Here is a 20662-nt window from a genome sequence, read left to right on the forward strand (position 1 = left end):
ACAGATGACGCCGCCCCCGGCCGGTTGCGGCCGGGGGCGGCGTCACGTCCCGTCTACTCGGGCGGGTTCCGACCGGCGTCGGACCGCACGTCCGGGGTGGCCGGTTCGGGCGGCGGGGCCTTGCGAAGGGCCGGTACGTCCGGGGCCGACTGCGGTTCCACCGTGCCGGGTTCCTCCGTCCGGTCCTCCTGCGGGGGTTCCGTCGGTTCCTCGGTGGGTTCCGTCGTGGGTTCCTCCGTCGTGGGTTCCTCCGTCGGTGCCGGCTCCTGGGTGGGGCCCGGGAGCGTTACCGTGACCGGGGCGGACGGTCGCGAGGAGCGGCCCTCGGCGTCCAGGGCGCGGACCCTGAACGTGTAGTCCTCGCCCGGTCGCAGGCCGGTGACCGTCGCGCTGGTCGTCGTACCGCTCGTCGACTGCACGGGGTTGGGCTCGCCCCGCTGGTAGACGTCGTACCCCTCGATTCCCCCGGCGTCCTCGGGGGCGTCCCAGCTCAGCCGGATGCCGTCCGCACCGCTCGGTTCGCCCTCCAGGCCCGTGGGCGGGTCGGGGGGCTGCGTCGGGGACGGCGACGGGGAGTTCGCCTCCGGGCTCGGGGAGACCGGGTCGGGGTTCGTGGGGCGGGACAGGGCCCGGTCGTCCTCGGGTTCGGCGGAGAACGTCGGGCGCTGGATCCAGACGTTGGTGACGACGTCCACGATCACGATGTTCTTGATGACGGTCGGCGCCGGCTTGACGATGATCACCTGATTGGGGTGGAACGAGCTCCAGGCACCGCCCCGGTAGCCGGCGTCCGTACGGACCTTGCCGGGGGCGGTGAGCGGGTTCCCGCAGGCGCAGCGCACGCGCGGCACCCCGTGGCGGTCGATCAGCACGGCGGTGCCCGCCTGGAGCACGGACTGGAAGCTGGTCGCCCTGCCGTCGGTGAAGCCGTGGTTGGTCACCCGGGTGTCGGCGCGCAGCACCACGGTGGTCAGCGAGCGCAGGAACGGGCGGACGTGCTGCGGCTGCACGCCGACGACCTCGGCGAAGGCGTCGCGCTTGTCGTGGTTGGCCTCGAAGAACCGGATCTGCTTGCCGACGTCACAGCTGGCGACGTCCTGCGTCCCCCCGTACAGCCCACCGGTCGAGCCGACCACGGTACGGGGCTGCGGCACGCTCGAGGGCGGCTCCGCGGTGGCCTCCGGCGGCTGCGACCCGCCCGCCGGCGGGATCGCGGTCGAGCCGGTCCACGGGTCGGGGCCGGCGTCGTCGACGGGCTGCAGCCACAACTCCCCCGCGCCCTCCGACCGCGGATCGGCCGAACTCACACCACAGGCCCCCGCGGCGAGACTGACCGTGAGGGCGAGCGCCATGGCTCGGGATATGTGCACGGGTGAACGGGACGAGCGCCGTCGGGCCACGGGACAACCTCCCCGGAAAGGAAATGGGCATTACGCGTCAATTGTCCGAACGGGAAGGATGGGTTCCGCAAGCCGGACAGGGCCGTCGGAGTGGCCGCCGCCGGGAAATCCGTTGCGCCGCGGGCCGCGTGGACACGACAGTGTGCGCATGAGTACCGACGTGCGCCCCGCGACGCTGCGGGACGCCCAGCTGATCTGCGATCTCCTCAACGAGATCGACCTGGCCGAGATAGGCCGGGCGGAAACCGACCTCCCCTATGTGACGACCGGCCTCGAGCACCCCGACGCCGACCTGCCGCACAACTCCTGGCTCGCCTTCGAGGACGACCGGCTCGTGGCGTACGGGCTGCTCTGGGACGACTCCAAGGGCGAGCGCATCGACATCGACCACTACGTGCTGCCCGGCCGCGACGAGACGGCCGTGCTGCTGTTCAACCTGATGGAGGCCCGGGCCACGCGCGTCGCGGCGGCCAACGGCGCCGACCGGGCCGTGGTCCATATGCAGCTCAACACCCGGCCCACCCTCGACACCGCGCTGATCGAGGCCCGCGGCTGGCAGACCGTACGGCGCTACCACGTACTGACGAAGCCCGTCTCCCCCGCCGGCGACCCGCCGCCCGACGCCCCGCCCGGCGTCACCGTGCGGGACTGCGCCGCGCCGGAGGACCGGCGGCGGCTGCACGAGCTGCGCCAGCGGGCGATGGCCCACCACTTCGACTTCCAGCCCCAGACGTACGAGAAGTGGGCCGAGGACCCCGGCGTCGCGTCCCTGGACTGGTCGCTGTGCTGGATCGCCTCCGTCGACGGCACGGACGCGGGCATCCTGCTCGGACGCAACGACCGCGAGGCCATGGGCTGGGTGTCCACCCTGGCGGTGCTGGAGGAGGCCCGCGGCAAGGGCCTCGGCGGCCATCTGCTGCGGCGGGCCTTCGCGGCCTTCGCCGGGCGCGGCCGCGACTCGGTGGGGCTCGGCGTGGACACGCGCAACGCGAGCGGGGCGCTGGGGCTGTACGAACGGCACGGCATGGGGCTGCACTTCGCGGTGGACACCTGGGAGGTGACGATTCCGGTCCCGGCGGTGTGAGTCGCAGGCACGTTCGTGCTCCCGCGCATGCGGGAGTTCCCGTGCGCATCCCGGCGCCCGGGAAATGGACCCCCATCTGTTCGAAAACTCCGTCGGCGACCGCACCCCCGGCCTCGGGTACGCCGACGACGGCTCGCTCGAGCTGCTCCTCCAGCACGAGCGACCGCAGAACGGGGCCGGGAACTGGCTCCCGGCGGCGGTAAGCGGGGGCTGATCTTCGTCGCGGGCCGGATGCGGGAGAATGGGATCATCCGGTTCGGTGTACGAGGAGATCCACGACGTGCGAGAAGACCTGCGGGCCGACTGCGGCAGCTGCTTCGGGCTGTGCTGTGTGGCCCTGCCCTTCGCCGCCTCCCGCGACTTCGCGGCGGACAAGGCCGCCGGCGAGGCGTGCGGGAATCTGCGGGAGGACTTCTCGTGCGGGATCCACGCCCGGCTGCGGGACGAGGGGTATCCGGGGTGCACGGTCTTCGACTGCTTCGGGGCGGGGCAGAAGGTGTCGCAGGTGACGTTCGCGGGGCGCAGCTGGCGGGAGGCGCCGGAGACGGCCCCGGCGATGAACGCAGTGTTCCCGGTGATGCGGCAGCTGCACGAGCTGATGTGGTACGTACGGGAGGCCCTCACGCTGGCCGCGGCACGCCCCGTGCACGCGGAGCTGCGTGCGGCGCTCGCCTCCGTCGAGGAGCTGACGCTCGGGCCGGCGGACGTGGTGGCGGCGGTGGACGTCGCGGCGGTACGCGGCGGGGCCGGCCCCCTGCTGCTGCGGGCCAGTGAGCTGGCGCGGGCGGCCGCGGTGCCGGGGCGGCGCAAGGACCACCGGGGCGCCGATCTGATGGGACGGGCCCTGCGCGGCGCCGATCTGCGGGGGGCGAGTCTGCGCGGGGCGCTGCTGGTGGCGGCGGATCTGCGGGGCGCGGATCTGCGGTCGGCGGATGTGACGGGGGCGGACATGCGCGATGCCCGGCTGGCGGGGGCGGATCTGACGGGGGCGCTGTTCCTGACGCAGGCGCAGGTCAACGCCGCGCGCGGGGACGGGGCGACCCGGCTGCCGCGAGGGGTGCGGCGGCCGGCGCACTGGGCGTGACGGGGCCGGCGCGGCCGTCGGGGTGACCGCGCCGGAGGGCGTCAGGCGTCCTGGAGCAGGCCGAACTGGTTGCCGTCGGTGTCCTTGAGCATGGCGATGAGGCGGCCGCCGCCGACGTCGTTGATGTCGGCCACGGTCTCGGCGCCGGCGGCGGTGGCCGCCGCCAGGGCGGCCTTGATGTCGTCCACGTGCCAGTACGGCACCGGCCCGGTCATGCCCTTCTTGTGGCCGTTGGGGTCCAGGCCGAAGTCCTGGCCCGCCACCTTGTAGCCCACGTAGTAGGGCTCGTCCGCGTACGGCTCGACGCCCGCGAGCCCGGAGTAGATGGCCTTGGCGGCCTCGAGATCGGTGACGGGGTACATGATCGTCTGGATGCCCTTGGACATGATGCGCACTCTTCCGGGTTCGTCATGGATGGCGGCGTTCATACCTTCTGCCACCATAAGGCGGATTGGCTCCGCCTGTGTCCTCACCCTAGGGTCGCCGCCCCGGGGCGGGCTTCTTCATTCCTGACCGGTGGGCGCGACCACCGCCTGGGCGTCGATCTCCACCAGCAACTCCGGACGGATGAAGCCGGACACCCGGACCGCCGAGCTGGCCGGCGGGTTCGCGGTGTCGATCCACTCGTCGCGGGCCCGGCGCACGGCCGGCATCACCGCCATGTCGGTGACGAAGATGTTCAGCTTCACGACGTCCGCGAACGTCGCGCCCTGCGCCGTGAGCGCCTTGTCCAGATTGCGGAACACCTGGCGCGCCTGGGCGTCCGCGTCGCCCTCCCCGACGACCCGCCCGGCGTGGTCCAGGGCGATCTGCCCGGACACCACGACGTGCTCCCCCCGGGCCCGCACCGCGTGCCGGTAGCCGTTCACGGGCGGCAGGGTGACGCGGGCGAGGAAGCGGCGCAGGGCGGCGTCGAACTCCCCCGTACGCTCCAGGTTCGGCATATGGGCGGCGCCCTCGACCAGGCACAGCTCCGCGTCCGGGATCAGGTCCCGCATCAGCTCCCCGTCGGCGACCGGCGTGTACGGGTCGTCCACCCCGGTGACGACGAGCGCCGGCACGGCGAGCGCGCGCAGGGTGTCGCGGTAGTCCGGGCGTTCGGCGCGGGCGCGGTGGGCGAGGACGGCTCCGGTGACAGGGGCGCCGTGCATCATGCGCCGGACGTGGTCGGCGACGTCGGGGAGGTCCTTGACGTTGTACGGGGCGACCATCTTGTCCAGCGCCTCCTCCGCCCACGGCCCCATGCCCTCGCGCTCGAGGCGGTCGGCCGTCGCCAGGCGGTCGGCCCTGCTGCGCGGGGTCTCGGCGCCGGGGAAGGTATCGGCGAGCACCACGCCGAGCAGCCGTTCCGGGTACAGGCGGCAGAAGTCCATCACGATCTGCCCGCCCATCGACAGCCCGCCCACGACGGCCTTCTCCACCCCCAGGAAGTCGAGCAGGGCGGCGAGGTCGCGGGCGAAGTCGGAGAAGTCCGTCGCCCCGTCGGCGCCGGTGGTGTCGCCGAAGCCGCGCAGATCGGGTGCGATGACGCGGTAGCCCCGGGCGGCGAACGCGGAGGTCTGCGGGGCCCACATGGTGCGGTCGAAGGGATGGCCGTGGACGAGGAGCAGCGGGGCGCCGGTGCCTTCGTCGTCGTAGCCGACAGTGATGCCGTTCACATGCGCGGTTGCCATACGACCGATCCTACGCAGCGCTCCGGCTCCTACGATCAGCCCATGGTGATCACATACGACTGGCGGGGACCCGTCGACAACGCCGCGCTCAACGCCCTGCACGCCGAGGGGTTCGGCGGCCCACCCGGCACCCTGGACTGGGCCGGCCGACTCAGACGCCACAGCCTGGGCTGGGTGTGCGCCCACGAGGAGGGCGCCCTGGTCGGGTTCGTCAACGTCGCCTGGGACGGCGGCACGCACGCCTTCCTCCTCGACACCGTCGTGTCCCGCCCCTGCCAGGGCCTGGGCATCGGCGCCGAACTCGTCGCGGTGGCGGTACGGGAGACGCGGGACGCCGGATGCCGGTGGCTGCACGTCGACTTCGAGGAGGAGCTGCGCCCCTACTACCTCGACGCCTGCGGTTTCCGGCCCACGGCGGCGGGTCTGATCGCCCTGTGAGCACGGCCGCGTCGCCGGTCCAAGCGCCCCGCAACCGGCGTGCATATCGTCGCTTGCGTGGCGTCCGGCCCGAACGCGGGCCGGGCGACGCCCACTTCGCCCACCCCGCGGGCGGGTGCGCCGCCCGCGGCGTCCCCCGCCCGCTCCGACCGAGTCAACTGCGAGGCGCCCGTGGCATCGTGCCGCTGCCCCACGTGCCCCGCACCGCCGCACGACAGCACCGCACCGCCCCACCACGGCGTGGTCCGCGGCTTCCCGTACACGCGCAGTGGTGCGCTGCGCGCGATCCGCCCCGATCGAGCGGAGAACACATGACCCTCTTCCTCAAGCCCGGTACCGCGTGGGAGGACGCCTGGCGGCGCTGCCTCGCCACGGCGCCCGAGGCGTTCCACGACGACCGTGTCCTCAACCTCTGGGGCGGCTCCTGGCACCGTGACGGCCGGATGCTGCCCGCCGTCTCCCCCGTCGACGGCACGCCCATCGCCGGTCTGCCGCGGCTGGACCCGGCCGCCGCCCACGAGGCGGTGCGGGCGGCGCTGACCCAGCACCGGCAGTGGCGCAGCGTGCCCCTCGAGGAGCGCAAGGCGCGGGTGTCGGCGGCGCTGGACGCGCTGGCCGAGCACCGTGAGCTGCTCGCGCTGCTGCTCGTGTGGGAGATAGGCAAGCCCTGGAAGACCGCGCAGGCCGACGTCGACCGCGCCATCGACGGGGTGCGCTGGTATCTCACGGAGATCGACTCGATGATCGCCGGCCGGGTCCCCCTGGACGGCCCGGTGTCGAACATCGCCAGCTGGAACTACCCGATGAGCGTGCTGATGCACGCCATGCTCGTCCAGGCGCTGGCCGGCAACGCGGTCATCGCCAAGACGCCCACCGACGGCGGCGTCGCCTGTCTGACGCTGGCGTGCGCGCTGGCAGTACGGGAGAACCTGCCGCTCACCCTGGTCAGCGGCAGCGGCGGCGAGCTGTCCGACGCGCTGGTGCGGGCGCCGGAGATCGGCTGCGTGTCGTTCGTCGGCGGCCGGGACGCGGGCGGCCGGGTGGCCTCCGCGGTCGCGGACCTGGGCAAGCGGCACGTCCTGGAGCAGGAGGGGCTGAACTGCTGGGGCGTGTGGGAGTACACCGACTGGCCGACGCTGGCCGGTCAGCTGCGCAAGACGTACGACTACGCCAAGCAGCGGTGCACGGCCTATCCCCGGTTCGTCGTCCAGCGCTCGGCGTTCGCCGACTTCCTGGGCAGCTATCTGCCGGTCCTGCGCTCGCTGCGGTTCGGTCATCCGCTGGCCGTGGAGCACGCGGACGATCCGCTGCCCGAGCTGGACTTCGGGCCGCTGATCAACGCGGCGAAGGCCAAGGAGCTGGGCGATCTGGTCACCGAGGCCGTGGACCGGGGCGCGGTGCCGCTGCACCGGGGGCGGCCGGCGGACGCGCGGCTGCTGCCCGGGCAGGACGCGTCGGCGTATCTGGCGCCGGTGTCGCTGCTCAGCCCGCCGGCGGCGTCGCCGCTGCATCACGCGGAGCCGTTCGGGCCGGTCGACTCGATCGTGCTGGTCGACACCGAGGCGGAGCTGCTGGCCGCGATGAACGCCAGCAACGGCGCGCTGGTGGCGTCGGTGTCCACCGACGACGAGGCCACGTACCGGCGGCTGGCGCCGCAGATCCGGGCGTTCAAGGTGGGTCACGGCAAGCCGCGCTCGCGCGGGGACCGGGCGGAGCTGTTCGGCGGCTTCGGCGCGTCGTGGCGGGGCGCGTTCGTGGGCGGCGAGCTGCTGGTGCGGTCGGTCACCCGGGGGCCGAACGGGGAGCGGCTACCCGGGAACTTCCCCGACTACCAGCTGATGCCCGACTGATCCGCCGTCCCGGTCCGGGGTGCTCCGGACCGGGACCGGCAGGTCATCGGGTAGGTTGCACGTCGTGACGGATGGCGTGTACACAGAATTCGAACGGGGCACCGACGGCCCCAAGGTGATCCTCACCGGCGTCGACGGCTCGGAGTCCTCCTGGCGGGCGGTGGCCTACGCCGCGGGCCTGGCGCGGCGGCAGAAGGCCCTGCTCGCCGTGGTGTACGTGCAGCCGCCGCTGGCCGGCGCCGCCGCGTTCGGGGCACCGGTCGGCGAGCTGACCCGGGAGGTCGCCCAGGAGCTCGCGGACGAGATCCGCGACACGGCCGAGAAGCTGCGCGGCGTCTTCGAGGTCCGCTGGGAGTTCCACACCCTGCACGGCGACCCCTATCTGGGGCTGGTCCAGGCGGCCGACGAGCTCAAGGCGGACGCCGTGGTGGTCGGGGCCTCGGAGCAGGCGGGGCACCGGATCGTCGGCTCGGTGGCCGTCCGGCTGGTGAAGGCCGGACGCTGGCCCGTCACGGTGGTCCCGTAGCCCCGTACTCCGCCTCGCGGAAGGCGACAGGGTGCGGCACGGTGGTGGCATGAGCAACCACACGTATCGCGTCACGGAAATCGTCGGCTCGTCGCCCGAGAGCATCGACGACGCCATCAGGAACGGTGTCGCCCGCGCCGGGCAGACCCTGCGCAATCTGGACTGGTTCGAGGTGACCCAGATCCGCGGCCAGCTGGACGGCGGGGCGGTGGAGCACTGGCAGGTGGGGCTGAAGGTGGGCTTCCGGCTCGAGGAGTCAGACGACTGACGGACGGCACGGGGCCACGATCCGCCGGGCGGCGGATGGTGCGTGAGCGACGGCGCCGGGCGGATGGGAACGCTCCCACCCGGGTAAGGACTCTGACGAGTTCAGATCAAGCCACAACGCGCCTACCCGCACCTCCGGAAGGGGACGTGGCCCCATGGCCTCGACAACTGTACGGATCCTGCGCTCACTGGCCGCCGCGGCCCTGCTCGCCGCCGCCTTCGGCTGCAGCGCCCCCGACGACGGATCGTCCGACGGCAAGACCACCGACTCCTCCGAGGTACCGGCCAAGCCCGGCAAGCCGGTCTCCGTCAACATCCTGGACGTCGCGGGCAACTTACAGCTCACCCAGGGCATGATCGACGAGTTCGTCCAGGAGCACCCCGACGTCATCAGGAGCGTCGACTACGACAAGGCCCCCGCCCCCGACCTCGCCGGCAAGATCAAGGCCCAGCAGCAGGCCGGCAAGGTCCAGATCCATCTGGTCCTCACCGGCACCGACGGCCTCGCCGCCGGCATCGACCAGGGCCTGTGGACCCGGATGTCCCCGGACTTCGACGACCGGCTCGGCAAGATCCCCTACCTCCCCCCAGCCGCCGCCATGGCCGAACTCGCCCAGGGCCAGGGCACGGCCCTGGTCTACTACCCCTCCGGCCCGCTCACCGAGTACAACCCGGAGAAACTCGACGCCGCCCCCGCCTCCCCGCAGGCGCTGCTCGACTGGGCCAAGGCCCATCCCAAGCGCTTCCAGTACGCCGACCCCGCCAACTCCGGCCCCGGCCGCACCTTCCTGATGGGCCTGCCGTACCTGCTGGGCGACTCCGACCCCAAGGACCCGGAGAACGGCTGGGACAAGACCTGGGCATATCTGAAGGAGCTCGACAAGTACGTCGGCGTCTACGCCTCCGGCACCGCGGAGACCATGAAGAACCTCGCGACCGGCGCCGTCGACATGATCACCACGACCACCGGGTGGTACATCAACCCGCGCGCCCTGCAGACCGTACCGAAGGAGATGGCCGTCGGCGCGTTCGACGACATGACCTGGGTGACCGACGCGCAGTACGCCGTGATCCCCAAGGGCGTCGACAACGACACCATGGCCGCGCTGCTCGAGCTCATCACGTGGATGCTCACCCCGGAGCAGCAGGCCAAGGCGTACGACGACGGCTACTTCTACCCCGGCCCGGCCGTCGAGGGCGTCACCCTGGACATGGCGCCGCAGAAGTCGCAGGACGTGGTGGAGGAGTACGGCGTGCCGGACTTCGACACCTGGATCGAGAAGTTCCCCAAGGAGCCGTCGCTGCCGGCCGAGAAGCAGGTGCTGGCCTTCGAGAAGTGGAACCGGGAGATCGGCGGCGGCAAGAAGTCGGCGGGCTGAGGCGATGGCCCGGATCGATTCCCTCGCCCTGGACGGCGTGACGCGGCGGTTCGGCGCGCACGCCGCCCTGAGCGACCTGAACCTGGAGATCGCCGGCGGCGAGTTCATCGCGCTCCTCGGCCCGTCCGGCTGCGGCAAGTCCACCGCGCTCAACTGTCTCGCCGGACTGCTGCCGCTGACGTCCGGATCGATACGCCTGGACGGGCACCGGATCGACCATCTGCCGCCCGAGCGGCGGGGCTTCGGCATGGTGTTCCAGAACTACGCCCTCTTCCCCCATCTGACGGTACGCGCCAACATCGGCTTCGGCCTCAAGATGGCCGGGGTGCCGAAGGCGGACGCCGCGACGCGGGTGGAGCGGGCACTGGACCTCGTCCACCTGACGGACCAGGCACGCAAACGGCCCGGGCAGCTCTCGGGCGGCCAGCAGCAGCGGGTCGCGATCGCCCGTGCCGTCGTACTGGAGCCGCGGCTGGTGCTGATGGACGAACCGCTGTCCAACCTCGACGCCAAGCTGCGCCTGGAGATGCGCACCGAGATCCGCCGGCTGCACCAGAGCCTGGGGCTGACCACGGTGTACGTCACGCACGACCAGGAGGAGGCGCTGTCCCTCGCCGACCGGCTGGTGCTGCTGAAGGACGGCCGCGTCCAGCAGACGGGCACCGGCGAGGACGTCTACCTGCATCCCGCGAACCGCTATGTGGCGTCCTTCATGGGCTACCGCAACATGCTCACCCTCCCCGTCCTGGACGCCGACCGCGAACAGGCGGTGCTGGCCGTCGGCGGCGAACGGCTGACAGGCCGCAACCGGGGCTCCGTCGGGGCCGGACAGCGGGCGACGGCGGCGCTGCGGCCGGAGGACATCACCGTGACGACCGCGCCCGGCGGGCTGCGGGCGGCCGTCGAGGTCGTGGAGTACCACGGGCGGGAGATGGTCGTACAGGGACGGCTCAAAGACGGCCAGGAGGTGCACTTCACCACGCCGGAGCGGCTGGCGCCCGGGGACGACGTGCGGCTCACCGCCCCGGAGCACCGGGTGCTGGTGTTCGCGGAGGGGCCCTCGTGACGGCCGGCGGCGGACGAAAGGACGTCGCGCTGCGCCACCGGCTCGCGGAGCGCGGCATCGACCGGACGCTGTGGCTACTGCTGCCCGGGGTGGCCTTCCTCGTGGTGCTGTTCTGCTACCCGTTCGCGTACGGGCTGGGGCTGTCGTTCCAGCCGAAGGAGGGCGGCGGGCCGTTCGCCAACTACCGGACGTTCTTCTCCGACCCGTATCTGCGCGAGACCGTCTGGATCACCCTGCGCCTGGCCGTCCCGGCCGCCCTGATCAACGTGCTGGCGTCGGTGCCGGTCGCCTTCCGCACCCGGGGGCGCTTCCGGGGGCGGCGGACCGTCACCACGCTGCTGGTGATCCCGGTAACGCTCGGCACGGTGCTGACGGCGGAGGGGCTGCTGGGGTATCTGGGGCCCGCGGGGTGGTTCAACAAGGCGCTGCTGGAGATCGGGCTCATCGACCAGCCGCTGGAGCTGGTGCACAACTACTGGGGTGTGCTGGCCTCACTGCTGATCACCGGCTTCCCCTTCGCGTATCTGCTGACGCTGTCCTATCTCACCGGGATCGACCCGAGCCTGGAACAGGCCGCGGCCACCCTGGGCGCGGGCTGGTGGCAGCGGTTCCGCACGATCACGCTGCCGCTGCTGACGCCGGGCCTGGCGATCACGTTCTGTCTGACGTTCGTGCTGGCGTACTCCGTCTTCCCCTCCGCGCAGCTGGTGGGTGATCCGCGGGGCAGCACGCACGTGATCTCGATCGAGGCGTACGACGCGGCGTTCAAGCAGTTCGACTACTCGCTGGGCTCCGCCATCGCGATGATCATGGCGCTGGTGATGCTCGCGGTCGTCGCGCTGGTGCTGGTGTGGCGGTCGACGTTCTACCGCGGGGCGACGGGAGGCAAGGGCTGATGGCGCTCGATACGGCACCCACCAAGACGTCGCCGGCCGGGCCCGGCGAGAGGCGGCGGCTGGTGGCGCGGCCCGCCACCTGGATCGCGTGGGGCGTGTTCGCGTTCTTCTTCGTCAATCTGGCCGGGGTGATCGGCGTCCCGCTCGTCGACTCCTTCGGGGAGCGCTGGTTCACCACCTGGCTGCCCGAGGGCTTCACCACGCACTGGTACGGGGACGCCTGGGAGGAGTTCGAGCTCGGTCAGGTCTTCTCCGTCACGCTTGTCGTGTCGGTGCTGGTGGTGGGGCTGTCGGTGCTGATCGGGGTGCCCGCCGCGTACGCGCTGGCACGGCGGGAGTTCCCCTTCAAGCGTCTGGTCATGCTGCTGTTCCTGCTGCCGATCCTGGTCCCGCCCATCACCTACGGGATCCCCCTGGCCACCGTGCTGTACAAGTTCCAGCTGGCCGGATCGACGAGCGGGGTGGTGCTGGCGAACCTCGTGCCGTCGGTGCCGTTCGTCGTGCTGACGATGACACCGTTCATCGAGCAGATCGACCCGAAGATCGAGGCGGCGGCCCGGATGTGCGGGGCCCGCACGCACGCGGTATTCCTGCGCATCCTGGGGCCGCTGCTGCTGCCGGGGATCCTGGCGGCGTCGGTGCTGGTGCTCGTCCGCACGGTGGGGATGTTCGAGCTGACGTTCCTGACGGCGGGACCGGACAGCCAGACGCTGGTGGTGGCGCTGTACTACGCGGCGTTCTCGGCCGGGATCCGCACCCAGCAGTCGATCGACGCGATGGCGGTGCTGTACACCCTGTCGATGCTGGTGCTGCTGGTCATCGCGATGCGGTTCGTGAACCCGGCCCAACTGGTGACCAGATCCCGGGAGGACACCTGACGCCGGCTATTTGAGCAGCCGCGACATCCTGCGGTCCGCGAGGGGCTTGCCGCCCGTCTGGCAGGTGGGGCAGTACTGCAGCGCCGAGTCGCTGAACGACACCTCCAGGATGGTGTCCCCGCACACCGGGCACGGCTCGCCCCTGCGGCCGTGGACGCGCAGGCCGCTCTTCTTCTCCGCCTTCAGCTTGCCCGCGGCAAGGCCCCGGGAGCGGTCGACGGCGTCGCGCAGGGTGGTGCCGATCGCCTCGTACAGGGTGGCCGTCTCCTCGGGAGTGAGGTTGCCGGCCGGTTTGAACGGGGAGAGCTTCGCCGCGTGCAGGATCTCATCGGAGTAGGCGTTGCCGATGCCGGCGATCGTGCTCTGGTCGCGCAGGAAGCCCTTGAGCCGGCGGCGCTCGCCGTCCAGCAGCGCGGTGAGGACGTCCGGGGTGAAGGCGGGGGCCAGCGGCTCGGGGCCCAGGCGGGCGATGCCGGGGACGGTCTGCGGGTCGCCCACGACGTACACGGCGAGCTTCTTCTGCGTGCCCGCCTCCGTCAGGTCGAAGCCGCCGCCCCCGTCCAGCTCCACGCGCAGGGCGAGGGGACTCCTGCCGCCGGGGCGGGGCGGGCGCGCGGGGAAGGAGTCCTTCCACTGCAGCCAGCCGGCGCGGGCCAGATGGGTGATCAGGTGCAGGTCGCCGGCGGTGAGGGCGAGGAACTTGCCGTGCCTGCGGATCCCGGTGACCGCGGTGCCCTCGAGGGCCTGGACGGGCGGGTCGTACGTCTTGAGCACGTTGATCGTCAGCGGCAGCACGCGGGTGATCGTGCGGCCCACCAGGTGCTCGGTGAGGAAGTCGGCGAGAGCTTCGACCTCGGGCAGTTCGGGCATGGGTCCAGTCTCGCCCAGGGCGGCAGGGCATGCTGGGAGGCATGTACGTGGAACGGGCGGCCGGCGGGGTGCCGGGCGCGGTGGTGTGGAGCCGTACCGACACGGCGGGCGAGCCGTACCGGGTGCTCCCCGACGGCTGCATGGACCTGATCTGGAGCGGCGGCACGCTGCTGGTCGCCGGCCCCGACACGCGGGCCCACCTGGGGCAGGGCGCCCCCGGCACCGAGTACGCCGCGCTGCGCTTCGCCCCCGGACAGGGCGCCGTGCTGCTGGGCGTCGCGGCGGTGGAGCTGCGCGACACCCGGGTGCCGCTGGACGCGCTGTGGCCCAGCGCGCGGGCGCGGCGGCTGGCCGAGCGGATCGGTGCGGCGGCCGATCGCAAGGCGGTGCTGGAGCGGGCCGCCGGACGGCTGCTGGAGCGGGCGCGGCCGCCGGAGCCGTATCTGCCGGCGGTGGTCCGGGGCCTGCGCGCCGGGCGGTCGGTGGCCGAGGTGAGCGCGGCGACGGGCGTGGGGACGCGGACGCTGCACCGGCGGTCCCTCGCGGTGTTCGGGTACGGGCCGAAGACGCTCGCCAGGGTGCTGCGGATGAACCGGGCGCTGGCCCTGGCCCGGGCGGGCCGGCCGTTCGCGGAGGTGGCGGCGCGGGCGGGGTACGCCGACCAGGCCCATCTGTCGCGTGACGTCCGGGCGCTGGCCGGCGTGCCGCTGAGCCGGCTGCCGGGGGTGGGGGCCGGGGGTCAGGAGGACAGAGGCGCGTAGAGGTCGACGTGGTTGCCGTCGGGGTCGCGGACGACTGCGTAGCGCTGGCCCCAGACGGCGTCCCAGGGTTCCTTGTGCCCGTCGTGGCCGGCGGCCGTCAGCTCGGCGTAGATCCGGTCGACGTCGGCGGGGCTGTCGCAGGCGAAGGCCAGGCTCAGCCGGCCGGGAGCGGCGGGAGGCTGCCACTGCGGGTCGAAGGAGCGGATCGTCTCCTCGGTGTCCCACATCAGGCGCAGCCCGCCGGGCAGTTCGGCCTCGACGTGCGGTTCCCTCTCCGCGTTCGGGGGGAAGTCCAGGCCGAGGCGGCGGTAGAAGCCGAGGGTGGCCGTCAGGTCGGAGACGACCATTCCGATGGCGTTGAATCGTGCGGTCATGCAGGCCACGGTAGGCGGACCGGTCCCGGCAGGTCTTGCAGGAATCGGACAGTGTCCGCCGGTCGGGCGACCCGTTCCCACGCGCACCGGTGATCGGATCGAGGCCGTCCGGCACCTCCCTCCCCGTACCCGGTTTCCGCTAGCGTGCGGCGGGCACCACCCAGGCGACTTGGAATGACCGCACCCTTCTCACGTCGAGCGTCGAGGGAGAGCAGCGAATGGCAAGTCTGATCGCGGGGGTCCTCAGGGAGCGTGCGCCCGGAGAGCGGCGCGTGGCCCTGATCCCCGAATCCGTCACCCGGCTGAAATCGGCCGGGGTCGACGTCGTGGTGGAGGCCGGCGCCGGCGCGGCCGCGTGGTTCACCGACGCCGACTACACCGCGGCCGGGGCCGAAGTCGTCGGTGCGGAGGAGCTGTTCCGGCGCGCCGACGTGGTCCTGTGCGTCGGGCCGCCGGAGGCCGAGGAGGCCGCGCCGCTGCGGGAGGGGCAGACCCTGATCGGTCTGCTGGACCCGCTGCAGCATCCGGCGCTGGTCGGCGAGCTGGCCGGGCGCGGCGTCACCGTGGTGAGCCTCGACCTGCTGCCGCGCACGCTGAGCCGGGCTCAGTCGATGGACGCGCTGACGTCCCAGGCGAACGTCGCCGGGTACAAGGCGGTGCTGCTGGCCGCCGATTCGTACGACCGCTACTTCCCCATGCTGACCACCGCCGCCGGTACGTCCAAACCAGCCGCCCTGCTGGTTCTGGGCGCCGGTGTCGCCGGTCTGCAGGCGATCGCCACCGCCCGCCGGCTGGGCGCGATCGTCTCCGGGTACGACGTGCGGCCCGCCGCGCAGGGGGAGATCGAGTCGCTGGGTGCCCGCTATCTGAAGATGGAGGGGATCGGCACGGCGGCGGGCGAGGGCGGGTACGCCCGGCAGCTCACCGAGGACGAGACGCAGGCGCTGCTGCGGGCGCTGGAGGACCACATCGCCCGCTCCGACGTCGTCATCACCACCGCACGTGTGCCGGGCCGTCGTCCGCCGCTGCTGGTGACGGCGGCGGCGCTGGAGCGGATGCGGCCGGGGTCGGTGGTCGTCGACATGGCGGCCAGCGAACTGGGCGGCAACGTGGAGCTGTCGGAGCCCGACAAGACGACGGTGCTCGACAACGGGGTGACCCTGATCGGCGCCGCCAATCTGCCGTCCGTGATGGCGACGGCCGCCTCCACCGCGTACGCGCGCAACATCAGCGCCCTGCTGACGCATCTGCTGCGGGACGGGCAGCTGCACATCGACACCGACGACGAGATCCAGGCCGGTGTGGTCGTCGCCCACGGTGGCTCCGTCGTCAACCCCGCCGTAGGAGGAGTGAAGTGAGCCTCGATCTGCTCACCGCCGTCACGATCTTCGTGCTCGCCGTGCTGGTCGGCTTCGAGGTCATCAGCAAGGTGCCGGCGACGCTGCACACCCCGCTGATGTCCGGAGCCAACTCCATCCACGGCATCGTGCTGATCGGCGCCATGATCATCACCGCTGCCGCGGACTCCGCGCTCGAGTACGTGCTGGCGTTCGTCGCGGTCGCCTTCGGCGCAATGAACGTCGTCGGCGGGTACGCGGTGACCGACCGGATGCTGGAGATGTTCAAGGCCCGGCCGGCGGCCGGAAAGCGGGGGGACGACGCATGAGCGACCTGGAGACCACCATCCGGTACATCCTGCTCGCCGCGGCGGCGTGCTTCGTACTGGGCCTGCACATGATGAACTCCCCGGCCACCGCGCGCCGCGGCAACACGCTGTCCGCCGGGGCGATGACCGTCGCGATCCTGGCGACCGGGGTGCTGCTGGCCGAGGACAGCGAGATCACCACGACCGGCTGGATCGTCCTGCTGTGCGGGGTGCTGGTCGGCTCGGCGGCGGGGCTGTGGGCGGCGCGGACGGTGCAGATGACCGCGATGCCGCAGCTGGTCAGCCTCTTCAACGCGGTGGGCGGCGGGGCCGCGGCGCTGCTGGCCATCGGGGAGCTGATGCAGCACGAGCACGTGTCGTCGCTGGGCGCGCGGACGACGGTGCCGGGCGGGCTGGACATCCTGATCGGCGCGGTGACCTTCTCCGGGTCGCTGATCGCGGCCGGCAAGCTGCAGGGGCTGATCCCCGGGCAGCCGATCGTCTTCCCCGGGGCGCGGCCGCTGAACGTGCTGCTGGCGCTGGCGTTCACCGGGTCGGCGGTGTGGCTGGTGGCGGATCCGGCGAGTACGACGGCCCTGGTGCTGCTGACGCTGGCCGGGCTGGCGTTCGGGGTGACGATGGTGCTGCCGATCGGCGGGGCCGACATGCCGGTGGTGATCTCCCTGCTCAACGCGTTCACGGGCACGGCGGTCGGCATGGCGGGCTTCGTCCTCAGCGAGCCGGCGCTGATCATCGCGGGCGCCCTGGTCGGCGCGTCCGGCGGCATCTTGACGAAGCTGATGGCCGACGCCATGAACCGGTCGATCCCCGCGATCATCGTCGGCGGCTTCGGCACCGGCGACACCGGCACCGACCAGGGCGCGGGCGGCGATACGCACGTGCGTTCGGTGTCGGCGGACGACGTGGCGATCCAGCTGGCGTACGCGAGCAAGGTCATCATCGTGCCGGGCTACGGGCTGGCCGCCGCCCAGGCGCAGCACGAGCTCGGCGACCTGGCCGCGCTGCTGAGCGAGCACGGGGTCGACGTGAGCTACGCGATCCATCCGGTCGCGGGGCGCATGCCGGGGCACATGAACGTGCTGCTGGCGGAGGCGAACGTGCCGTATCCGCAGCTCAAGGAGATGGAGGAGATCAACCCCGAGTTCGCGCAGGCCGATGTGGCGCTGGTGATCGGGGCGAACGACGTGACCAATCCGGCCGCGCGGCGCCAGGGCAACGCGATCTCCGGGATGCCGATCCTGGACGTCGACAAGGCCAAGAGCATCGTGGTGATCAAACGGTCGATGGGCCACGGCTACGCGGGCATCGACAACGAGCTGTACACCGGTCCGCGCACGGGGATGTTCTTCTCCGACGCCAAGCAGGGCGTGGCGGACCTGAAGGCGGCCGTACGGGTGTTCGTCGGCTGACCCCCGCACGCGCGTCACTCCCGGCCGGCTCCATGGAGCCGGCCGGGAGTGACGGTGCTCAGTCGATGCCCTGCAGGATGTGCGGCTCGGCGAGATCCTCCTCGTAGCCCGCCAGCCGGATCGGGGCGGAACGCGCCCAGACCTCGAGGCTGGTCAGTTCGTCGGAGGTGCGGGCCCCTCGCCGGGAGCCCGCTTCGGTTTCTCTCTGGCTGCGTTCCTGGATATCTGACACCGTGCGCTCCTTGCTGCAGAGAACTGGATCGCTCCTGTTGTCGCCGGGGAGTCGGCACCAGGGGCGTGGTAGTCGAGCAGTTCGGACGCGGTGGCGCCGGGTTGCGGGGTCCGGCGCACGGCCCTTGTGCAGGTCGTGCTCCGGGACGGGCCGAGGTTGTCGGTGCTCCCCGGTGAGAGGCTTTCCGTCTCCATCAGACTAGCGACCCACGCGCTCATTCGCGCGCCATAAGTCTACGGGTGAGCGATACCACAACCTATATCAGGGGTTTTGTCCGGCACATTTTGCGAACTGTAGATCAACTGGGGGGCACGGGCGGGTGTCCCGCGAGGAGATCGGCGATCGCCGCGTGGCCGGTCTGGACGTCGGTCCACGCCCGCGGTTCGTCGCCCCGGAACACCTCGGCGACCAGCACCGTGGAGTCGTCCTCCGCGGACTCCTCGCGCACCACGACCCGGTCCCCGGGCTGCGCCCCGGCGATGAACCGGGCGCGGCGGCGCACCTCCGCCCGCAGGTCCGCGCCCACCCACGGCAGCGCGAGCTCCCGGGCGGTGTGCCCCCGGTCGTCCCGGGCGGCGGTGTCCGCGCCCGCCTGCAGCAGCGCCTCGGCCGACTGCAGCGAACCGCGCTCGGCCGCGCGGTGCAGCGGGGTGCGCCCGGCCCCGTCGGCGAGGGCGGTGGAGGCGCCGTGGCCCAGGAGCAGGCGCACGGTCGCGGTGTGGCCGTTGGCCGCCGCCCACAGCAGCGGCGTACTGCCGTCCCACTCGCGTCGGTCGACCCCGGCGCCGGCGTTCAGCAGCTCGGCGGCCGCGGCCGTGTGCCCCCAGCACGCGGCGGCGCACAGGGGCAGTCCGTCGCCGGGCGCGGGGCCGGGGGTGTCGGGGTCGGCGCCGTGCTCGAGCAGGGCGCGTACGAGGTCGGACCGCCCTTCGACGGCCGCCTCGTACAGCGGCGCCCGCAGCACGGCGGGGTCGTCCGGCCGCTGCCCGAGCAGCCCGGCCAGCACGCGGAGGTCACCGTCGTAGACGGCTTCGAGGAGCTCGGCGGCGCGGTCCATGGGGCAAGTATCGAATCCGTCCGGCCCCGCGGCGGTCCCGCCGCGCGGATACGACGGATCCCCGGGCGCCGTGCCGCCCGGGGATCCGCGGGAGACGCCTCAGAGGTTCTTGACGTCGAACGGGTCGTGCTCCGAGATGAGCTTGTCCAGCCGGGCCTGGTCGACCCGGGTGGTCACCTGCTGTATGTCCTGCCGGTCCCGGATCGTCTTGGCGAGCGTGAACGCGGAGGACGTGACGAAGACCAGGCCGAGGGCCAGGAAGCCCCGCTCGGCCGCGTCCATCGGGAGGTTGGCGATGCCGTACGCGGTGGCGAGCAGGGCGATCGCGAACGAGACCGCGGCCTGCACCACATACGCGGTGGTGGGCTGTCGCTGGATCGGTGGAGTCATACGCACAGGGTCGCGCCGCGCGGCACGGGCGGCATGAGTACCCGTACTCAAGTACGCGCTCAGGCCGACTCCCGCGCCACGACCTCGATCTTCAGCTCCCCCACCACCGTGGGCACCGCCCCCGGATCCGCCACGAGTTCGTCGATCAGCGCGGCGAGCCGCGACGCGTCGGGCAGGCCGATGCGCACGCTGGTCAGCCGGGGCCGCAGCAGCCGGCCCAGCAGCAGGTCGCCCGCACCGACGACGGCCGTACGGCCGGGGACGTCGACGCCGGCGTCCTGCAGGGCGCGCATCAGCAGCATCGCGTACTCGTCGTTGTACGCGAACACCCCGTCCAGCCCCAGCGCCGGCCAGCGGGCGGCGAGCCGCGCCGCGGACTCCTCCGTACAAGCCAGATCGAGCCGTTCCACCCGGGCGCCGGCGGCCTCCTCGGCGCCGCGCAGGCGCGACAGGCCGAGCCCCTGCGCGGCGGCCGTCTCCGGTACGACCACGCCCAGCCGGCGGCAGCCGCGGGCCAGCAGCCGCCCGGCGGCCGCCGCCCCGACCCGGCACTGGTCGGCGAGCACCGTGTGCACGCCGGGGACCGGGCGCGGCGCGAAGGCCACCAGCGCGCCCACGCCGGAGCGGCGCAGCAGGTCGACGCCCTCGGGCGTGAGGGCGGCGCCGTCCGCCACGAGCAGGGCGGCGGGCCGCAGTTCGGCCCAGCCGCGGGCGGTGTCGAGGCCGCCGGGCGCGTGGGGGCCGCCGAACGAGGCGACCGCGTAGCCGCGTTCGGCGAGGCTGTGGCGCAGCGCGGCGAAGAAGCCGTAGACGAGGGGGCCCATCGGGGTCGAGGGGTAGGGCAGCAGCACCATGCGGGTGCGGCCGGAGCGCAGGCTGCGGGCCGCGGCGTGCGGGACGTAGCCCAGGTCCGCGGCGGCGGCGAGCACGCGGGCGCGGGTGGCGTCGCTGATCCGGGCCGTGCCGCTGTCGTTCAGCACATAGCTGACCGTGGCGCGTGAGACCCCGGCGCGGCGGGCCACGTCCGCGCTGGTGGGGGCTGCCCGGGTGGGCTGGTCGGTCATCGCCCTCGCATCCTGGCACGGCGGGCGCGGCCGGGCGGGGTGTTCCGCCGGCCTGCTCCGGGTACCACAGGGTCACACGTGCGAGTGACACGTGTAACCCGGGCCGTCCGGTGCGCCGTTCGCGTGAACTTCCCCGCCCGACAATGCCGTCGGCAAGTGCTTGTTCCGGCGCCGAAACGAATCCCCGGCCCGTTGGTCCGTACCTTCCGGGAAGGCACCATCGGCAGCATGACGCTGAACTCCTCCGGCCACGACGCCGCCGCTCCGCTCCACGCCCGCACCGCCCGCCCGCCCCGCG

At 72.6% G+C, this 20662-nt stretch carries 24 protein-coding genes; 15 read left to right on the top strand and 9 right to left on the bottom strand.

Features of this window, described 5'->3' with window-relative positions; all coding sequences use genetic code 11:
- Positions 1 to 53: 53 nt before the first annotated feature.
- Positions 54 to 1370 (bottom strand): DUF6777 domain-containing protein, encoded by a 1317-nt coding sequence (locus tag SRB5_RS01035; protein WP_153449467.1) that lies wholly within the window; start codon positions 1368 to 1370, stop codon positions 54 to 56.
- A gap of 178 nt (positions 1371 to 1548) precedes the next feature.
- On the opposite strand from SRB5_RS01035, the gene SRB5_RS01040 reads away from it, so the two are divergent.
- The 3 genes from SRB5_RS01040 (at position 1549) to SRB5_RS01050 (ending at position 3568) form a co-directional block, all read left to right on the top strand.
- Complete coding sequence (locus tag SRB5_RS01040) at positions 1549 to 2484, top strand: GNAT family N-acetyltransferase (RefSeq protein WP_153449468.1); 936 nt, start codon at positions 1549 to 1551, stop codon at positions 2482 to 2484.
- A gap of 64 nt (positions 2485 to 2548) precedes the next feature.
- Positions 2549 to 2698, top strand: a complete 150-nt coding sequence (locus SRB5_RS01045; protein ID WP_153449469.1) for a DUF1214 domain-containing protein — start codon at positions 2549 to 2551, stop codon at positions 2696 to 2698.
- 27 nt (positions 2699 to 2725) lie between these two features.
- The gene (locus SRB5_RS01050) at positions 2726 to 3568 is read left to right on the top strand and encodes a pentapeptide repeat-containing protein (RefSeq protein WP_153449470.1); all 843 of its coding nucleotides are present in this window, start codon (positions 2726 to 2728) and stop codon (positions 3566 to 3568) included.
- A gap of 41 nt (positions 3569 to 3609) precedes the next feature.
- Here the strand turns inward: SRB5_RS01050 and SRB5_RS01055 are convergent, their stop codons facing one another.
- On the bottom strand, positions 3610 to 3954 hold the full coding sequence (locus SRB5_RS01055; RefSeq protein ID WP_153449471.1) for a VOC family protein: 345 nt from the start codon (positions 3952 to 3954) through the stop codon (positions 3610 to 3612).
- Positions 3955 to 4071: 117 nt separating this feature from the next.
- On the bottom strand, positions 4072 to 5241 hold the full coding sequence (locus SRB5_RS01060; RefSeq protein WP_153449472.1) for an alpha/beta fold hydrolase: 1170 nt from the start codon (positions 5239 to 5241) through the stop codon (positions 4072 to 4074).
- 42 nt (positions 5242 to 5283) lie between these two features.
- Here SRB5_RS01060 and SRB5_RS01065 point away from each other — a divergent pair, with 42 nt between their 5' ends.
- The 8 genes from SRB5_RS01065 to SRB5_RS01100 all read left to right on the top strand — a co-directional run bounded on the left by SRB5_RS01065 (position 5284) and on the right by SRB5_RS01100 (position 12541).
- Positions 5284 to 5679, top strand: a complete 396-nt coding sequence (locus tag SRB5_RS01065) for a GNAT family N-acetyltransferase (protein WP_153449473.1) — start codon at positions 5284 to 5286, stop codon at positions 5677 to 5679.
- Positions 5680 to 5990: 311 nt separating this feature from the next.
- On the top strand, positions 5991 to 7529 hold the full coding sequence (locus SRB5_RS01070; protein WP_153449474.1) for an aldehyde dehydrogenase family protein: 1539 nt from the start codon (positions 5991 to 5993) through the stop codon (positions 7527 to 7529).
- A gap of 64 nt (positions 7530 to 7593) precedes the next feature.
- Complete coding sequence (locus SRB5_RS01075; RefSeq protein ID WP_323376716.1) at positions 7594 to 8055, top strand: universal stress protein; 462 nt, start codon at positions 7594 to 7596, stop codon at positions 8053 to 8055.
- 49 nt (positions 8056 to 8104) lie between these two features.
- Positions 8105 to 8323 carry a dodecin gene (locus tag SRB5_RS01080; protein WP_153449476.1) on the top strand — a complete coding sequence of 73 codons (219 nt, stop codon included), beginning with the start codon at positions 8105 to 8107 and terminating at the stop codon, positions 8321 to 8323.
- Between the two features lie 154 nt (positions 8324 to 8477).
- Positions 8478 to 9701, top strand: a complete 1224-nt coding sequence (locus SRB5_RS01085) for an ABC transporter substrate-binding protein (protein ID WP_153449477.1) — start codon at positions 8478 to 8480, stop codon at positions 9699 to 9701.
- A gap of 4 nt (positions 9702 to 9705) precedes the next feature.
- On the top strand, positions 9706 to 10767 hold the full coding sequence (locus tag SRB5_RS01090) for an ABC transporter ATP-binding protein (RefSeq protein WP_153449478.1): 1062 nt from the start codon (positions 9706 to 9708) through the stop codon (positions 10765 to 10767).
- Positions 10764 to 11663, top strand: coding sequence for an ABC transporter permease (locus SRB5_RS01095; protein WP_323376718.1), 900 nt, complete (start codon positions 10764 to 10766; stop codon positions 11661 to 11663). The genes SRB5_RS01090 and SRB5_RS01095 overlap by 4 nt, the downstream gene beginning before the upstream one ends.
- Complete coding sequence (locus SRB5_RS01100) at positions 11663 to 12541, top strand: ABC transporter permease (protein WP_153449479.1); 879 nt, start codon at positions 11663 to 11665, stop codon at positions 12539 to 12541. Before SRB5_RS01095 ends, SRB5_RS01100 begins: the two co-directional genes overlap by 1 nt.
- A 6-nt stretch (positions 12542 to 12547) precedes the next feature.
- Here the strand turns inward: SRB5_RS01100 and SRB5_RS01105 are convergent, their stop codons facing one another.
- Positions 12548 to 13411, bottom strand: coding sequence for an Fpg/Nei family DNA glycosylase (locus tag SRB5_RS01105; RefSeq protein ID WP_153449480.1), 864 nt, complete (start codon positions 13409 to 13411; stop codon positions 12548 to 12550).
- Between the two features lie 41 nt (positions 13412 to 13452).
- Between SRB5_RS01105 and SRB5_RS01110 the strand changes: the two genes are divergently transcribed.
- Complete coding sequence (locus SRB5_RS01110; protein WP_153449481.1) at positions 13453 to 14172, top strand: helix-turn-helix domain-containing protein; 720 nt, start codon at positions 13453 to 13455, stop codon at positions 14170 to 14172.
- On the opposite strand, the gene SRB5_RS01115 is transcribed toward SRB5_RS01110, so the two are convergent.
- Positions 14151 to 14546: a VOC family protein gene (locus tag SRB5_RS01115; RefSeq protein WP_153449482.1), complete on the bottom strand. Its 396-nt coding sequence runs from the start codon at positions 14544 to 14546 to the stop codon at positions 14151 to 14153. The genes SRB5_RS01110 and SRB5_RS01115 overlap by 22 nt on opposite strands.
- Positions 14547 to 14764: 218 nt before the next feature.
- Here SRB5_RS01115 and SRB5_RS01120 point away from each other — a divergent pair, with 218 nt between their 5' ends.
- From SRB5_RS01120 to SRB5_RS01130, 3 genes are read left to right on the top strand one after another with little or no spacing between them, the layout of a single operon-like run.
- Positions 14765 to 15904: a Re/Si-specific NAD(P)(+) transhydrogenase subunit alpha gene (locus SRB5_RS01120; protein WP_153449483.1), complete on the top strand. Its 1140-nt coding sequence runs from the start codon at positions 14765 to 14767 to the stop codon at positions 15902 to 15904.
- Positions 15901 to 16212 (top strand): NAD(P) transhydrogenase subunit alpha, encoded by a 312-nt coding sequence (locus tag SRB5_RS01125; RefSeq protein ID WP_323376721.1) that lies wholly within the window; start codon positions 15901 to 15903, stop codon positions 16210 to 16212. The genes SRB5_RS01120 and SRB5_RS01125 overlap by 4 nt, the downstream gene beginning before the upstream one ends.
- Complete coding sequence (locus SRB5_RS01130; RefSeq protein WP_153449484.1) at positions 16209 to 17621, top strand: NAD(P)(+) transhydrogenase (Re/Si-specific) subunit beta; 1413 nt, start codon at positions 16209 to 16211, stop codon at positions 17619 to 17621. The genes SRB5_RS01125 and SRB5_RS01130 overlap by 4 nt, the downstream gene beginning before the upstream one ends.
- A gap of 58 nt (positions 17622 to 17679) precedes the next feature.
- On the opposite strand, the gene SRB5_RS01135 is transcribed toward SRB5_RS01130, so the two are convergent.
- The 4 genes from SRB5_RS01135 to SRB5_RS01150 form a co-directional block, all read right to left on the bottom strand.
- Positions 17680 to 17853 carry a hypothetical protein gene (locus SRB5_RS01135; protein ID WP_153449485.1) on the bottom strand — a complete coding sequence of 58 codons (174 nt, stop codon included), beginning with the start codon at positions 17851 to 17853 and terminating at the stop codon, positions 17680 to 17682.
- 298 nt (positions 17854 to 18151) lie between these two features.
- The gene (locus tag SRB5_RS01140) at positions 18152 to 18910 is read right to left on the bottom strand and encodes an ankyrin repeat domain-containing protein (protein WP_153449486.1); all 759 of its coding nucleotides are present in this window, start codon (positions 18908 to 18910) and stop codon (positions 18152 to 18154) included.
- A 99-nt stretch (positions 18911 to 19009) separates the two neighbouring features.
- The gene (locus SRB5_RS01145; protein WP_153449487.1) at positions 19010 to 19300 is read right to left on the bottom strand and encodes a YiaA/YiaB family inner membrane protein; all 291 of its coding nucleotides are present in this window, start codon (positions 19298 to 19300) and stop codon (positions 19010 to 19012) included.
- A 59-nt stretch (positions 19301 to 19359) separates the two neighbouring features.
- Positions 19360 to 20364 (bottom strand): LacI family DNA-binding transcriptional regulator, encoded by a 1005-nt coding sequence (locus SRB5_RS01150; protein WP_153449488.1) that lies wholly within the window; start codon positions 20362 to 20364, stop codon positions 19360 to 19362.
- Between the last annotated feature and the right edge of the window lie 298 nt (positions 20365 to 20662).

It is taken from the genome of Streptomyces smaragdinus (genome assembly GCF_009604385.1).
Lineage (GTDB): Bacteria > Actinomycetota > Actinomycetes > Streptomycetales > Streptomycetaceae > Streptomyces > Streptomyces smaragdinus.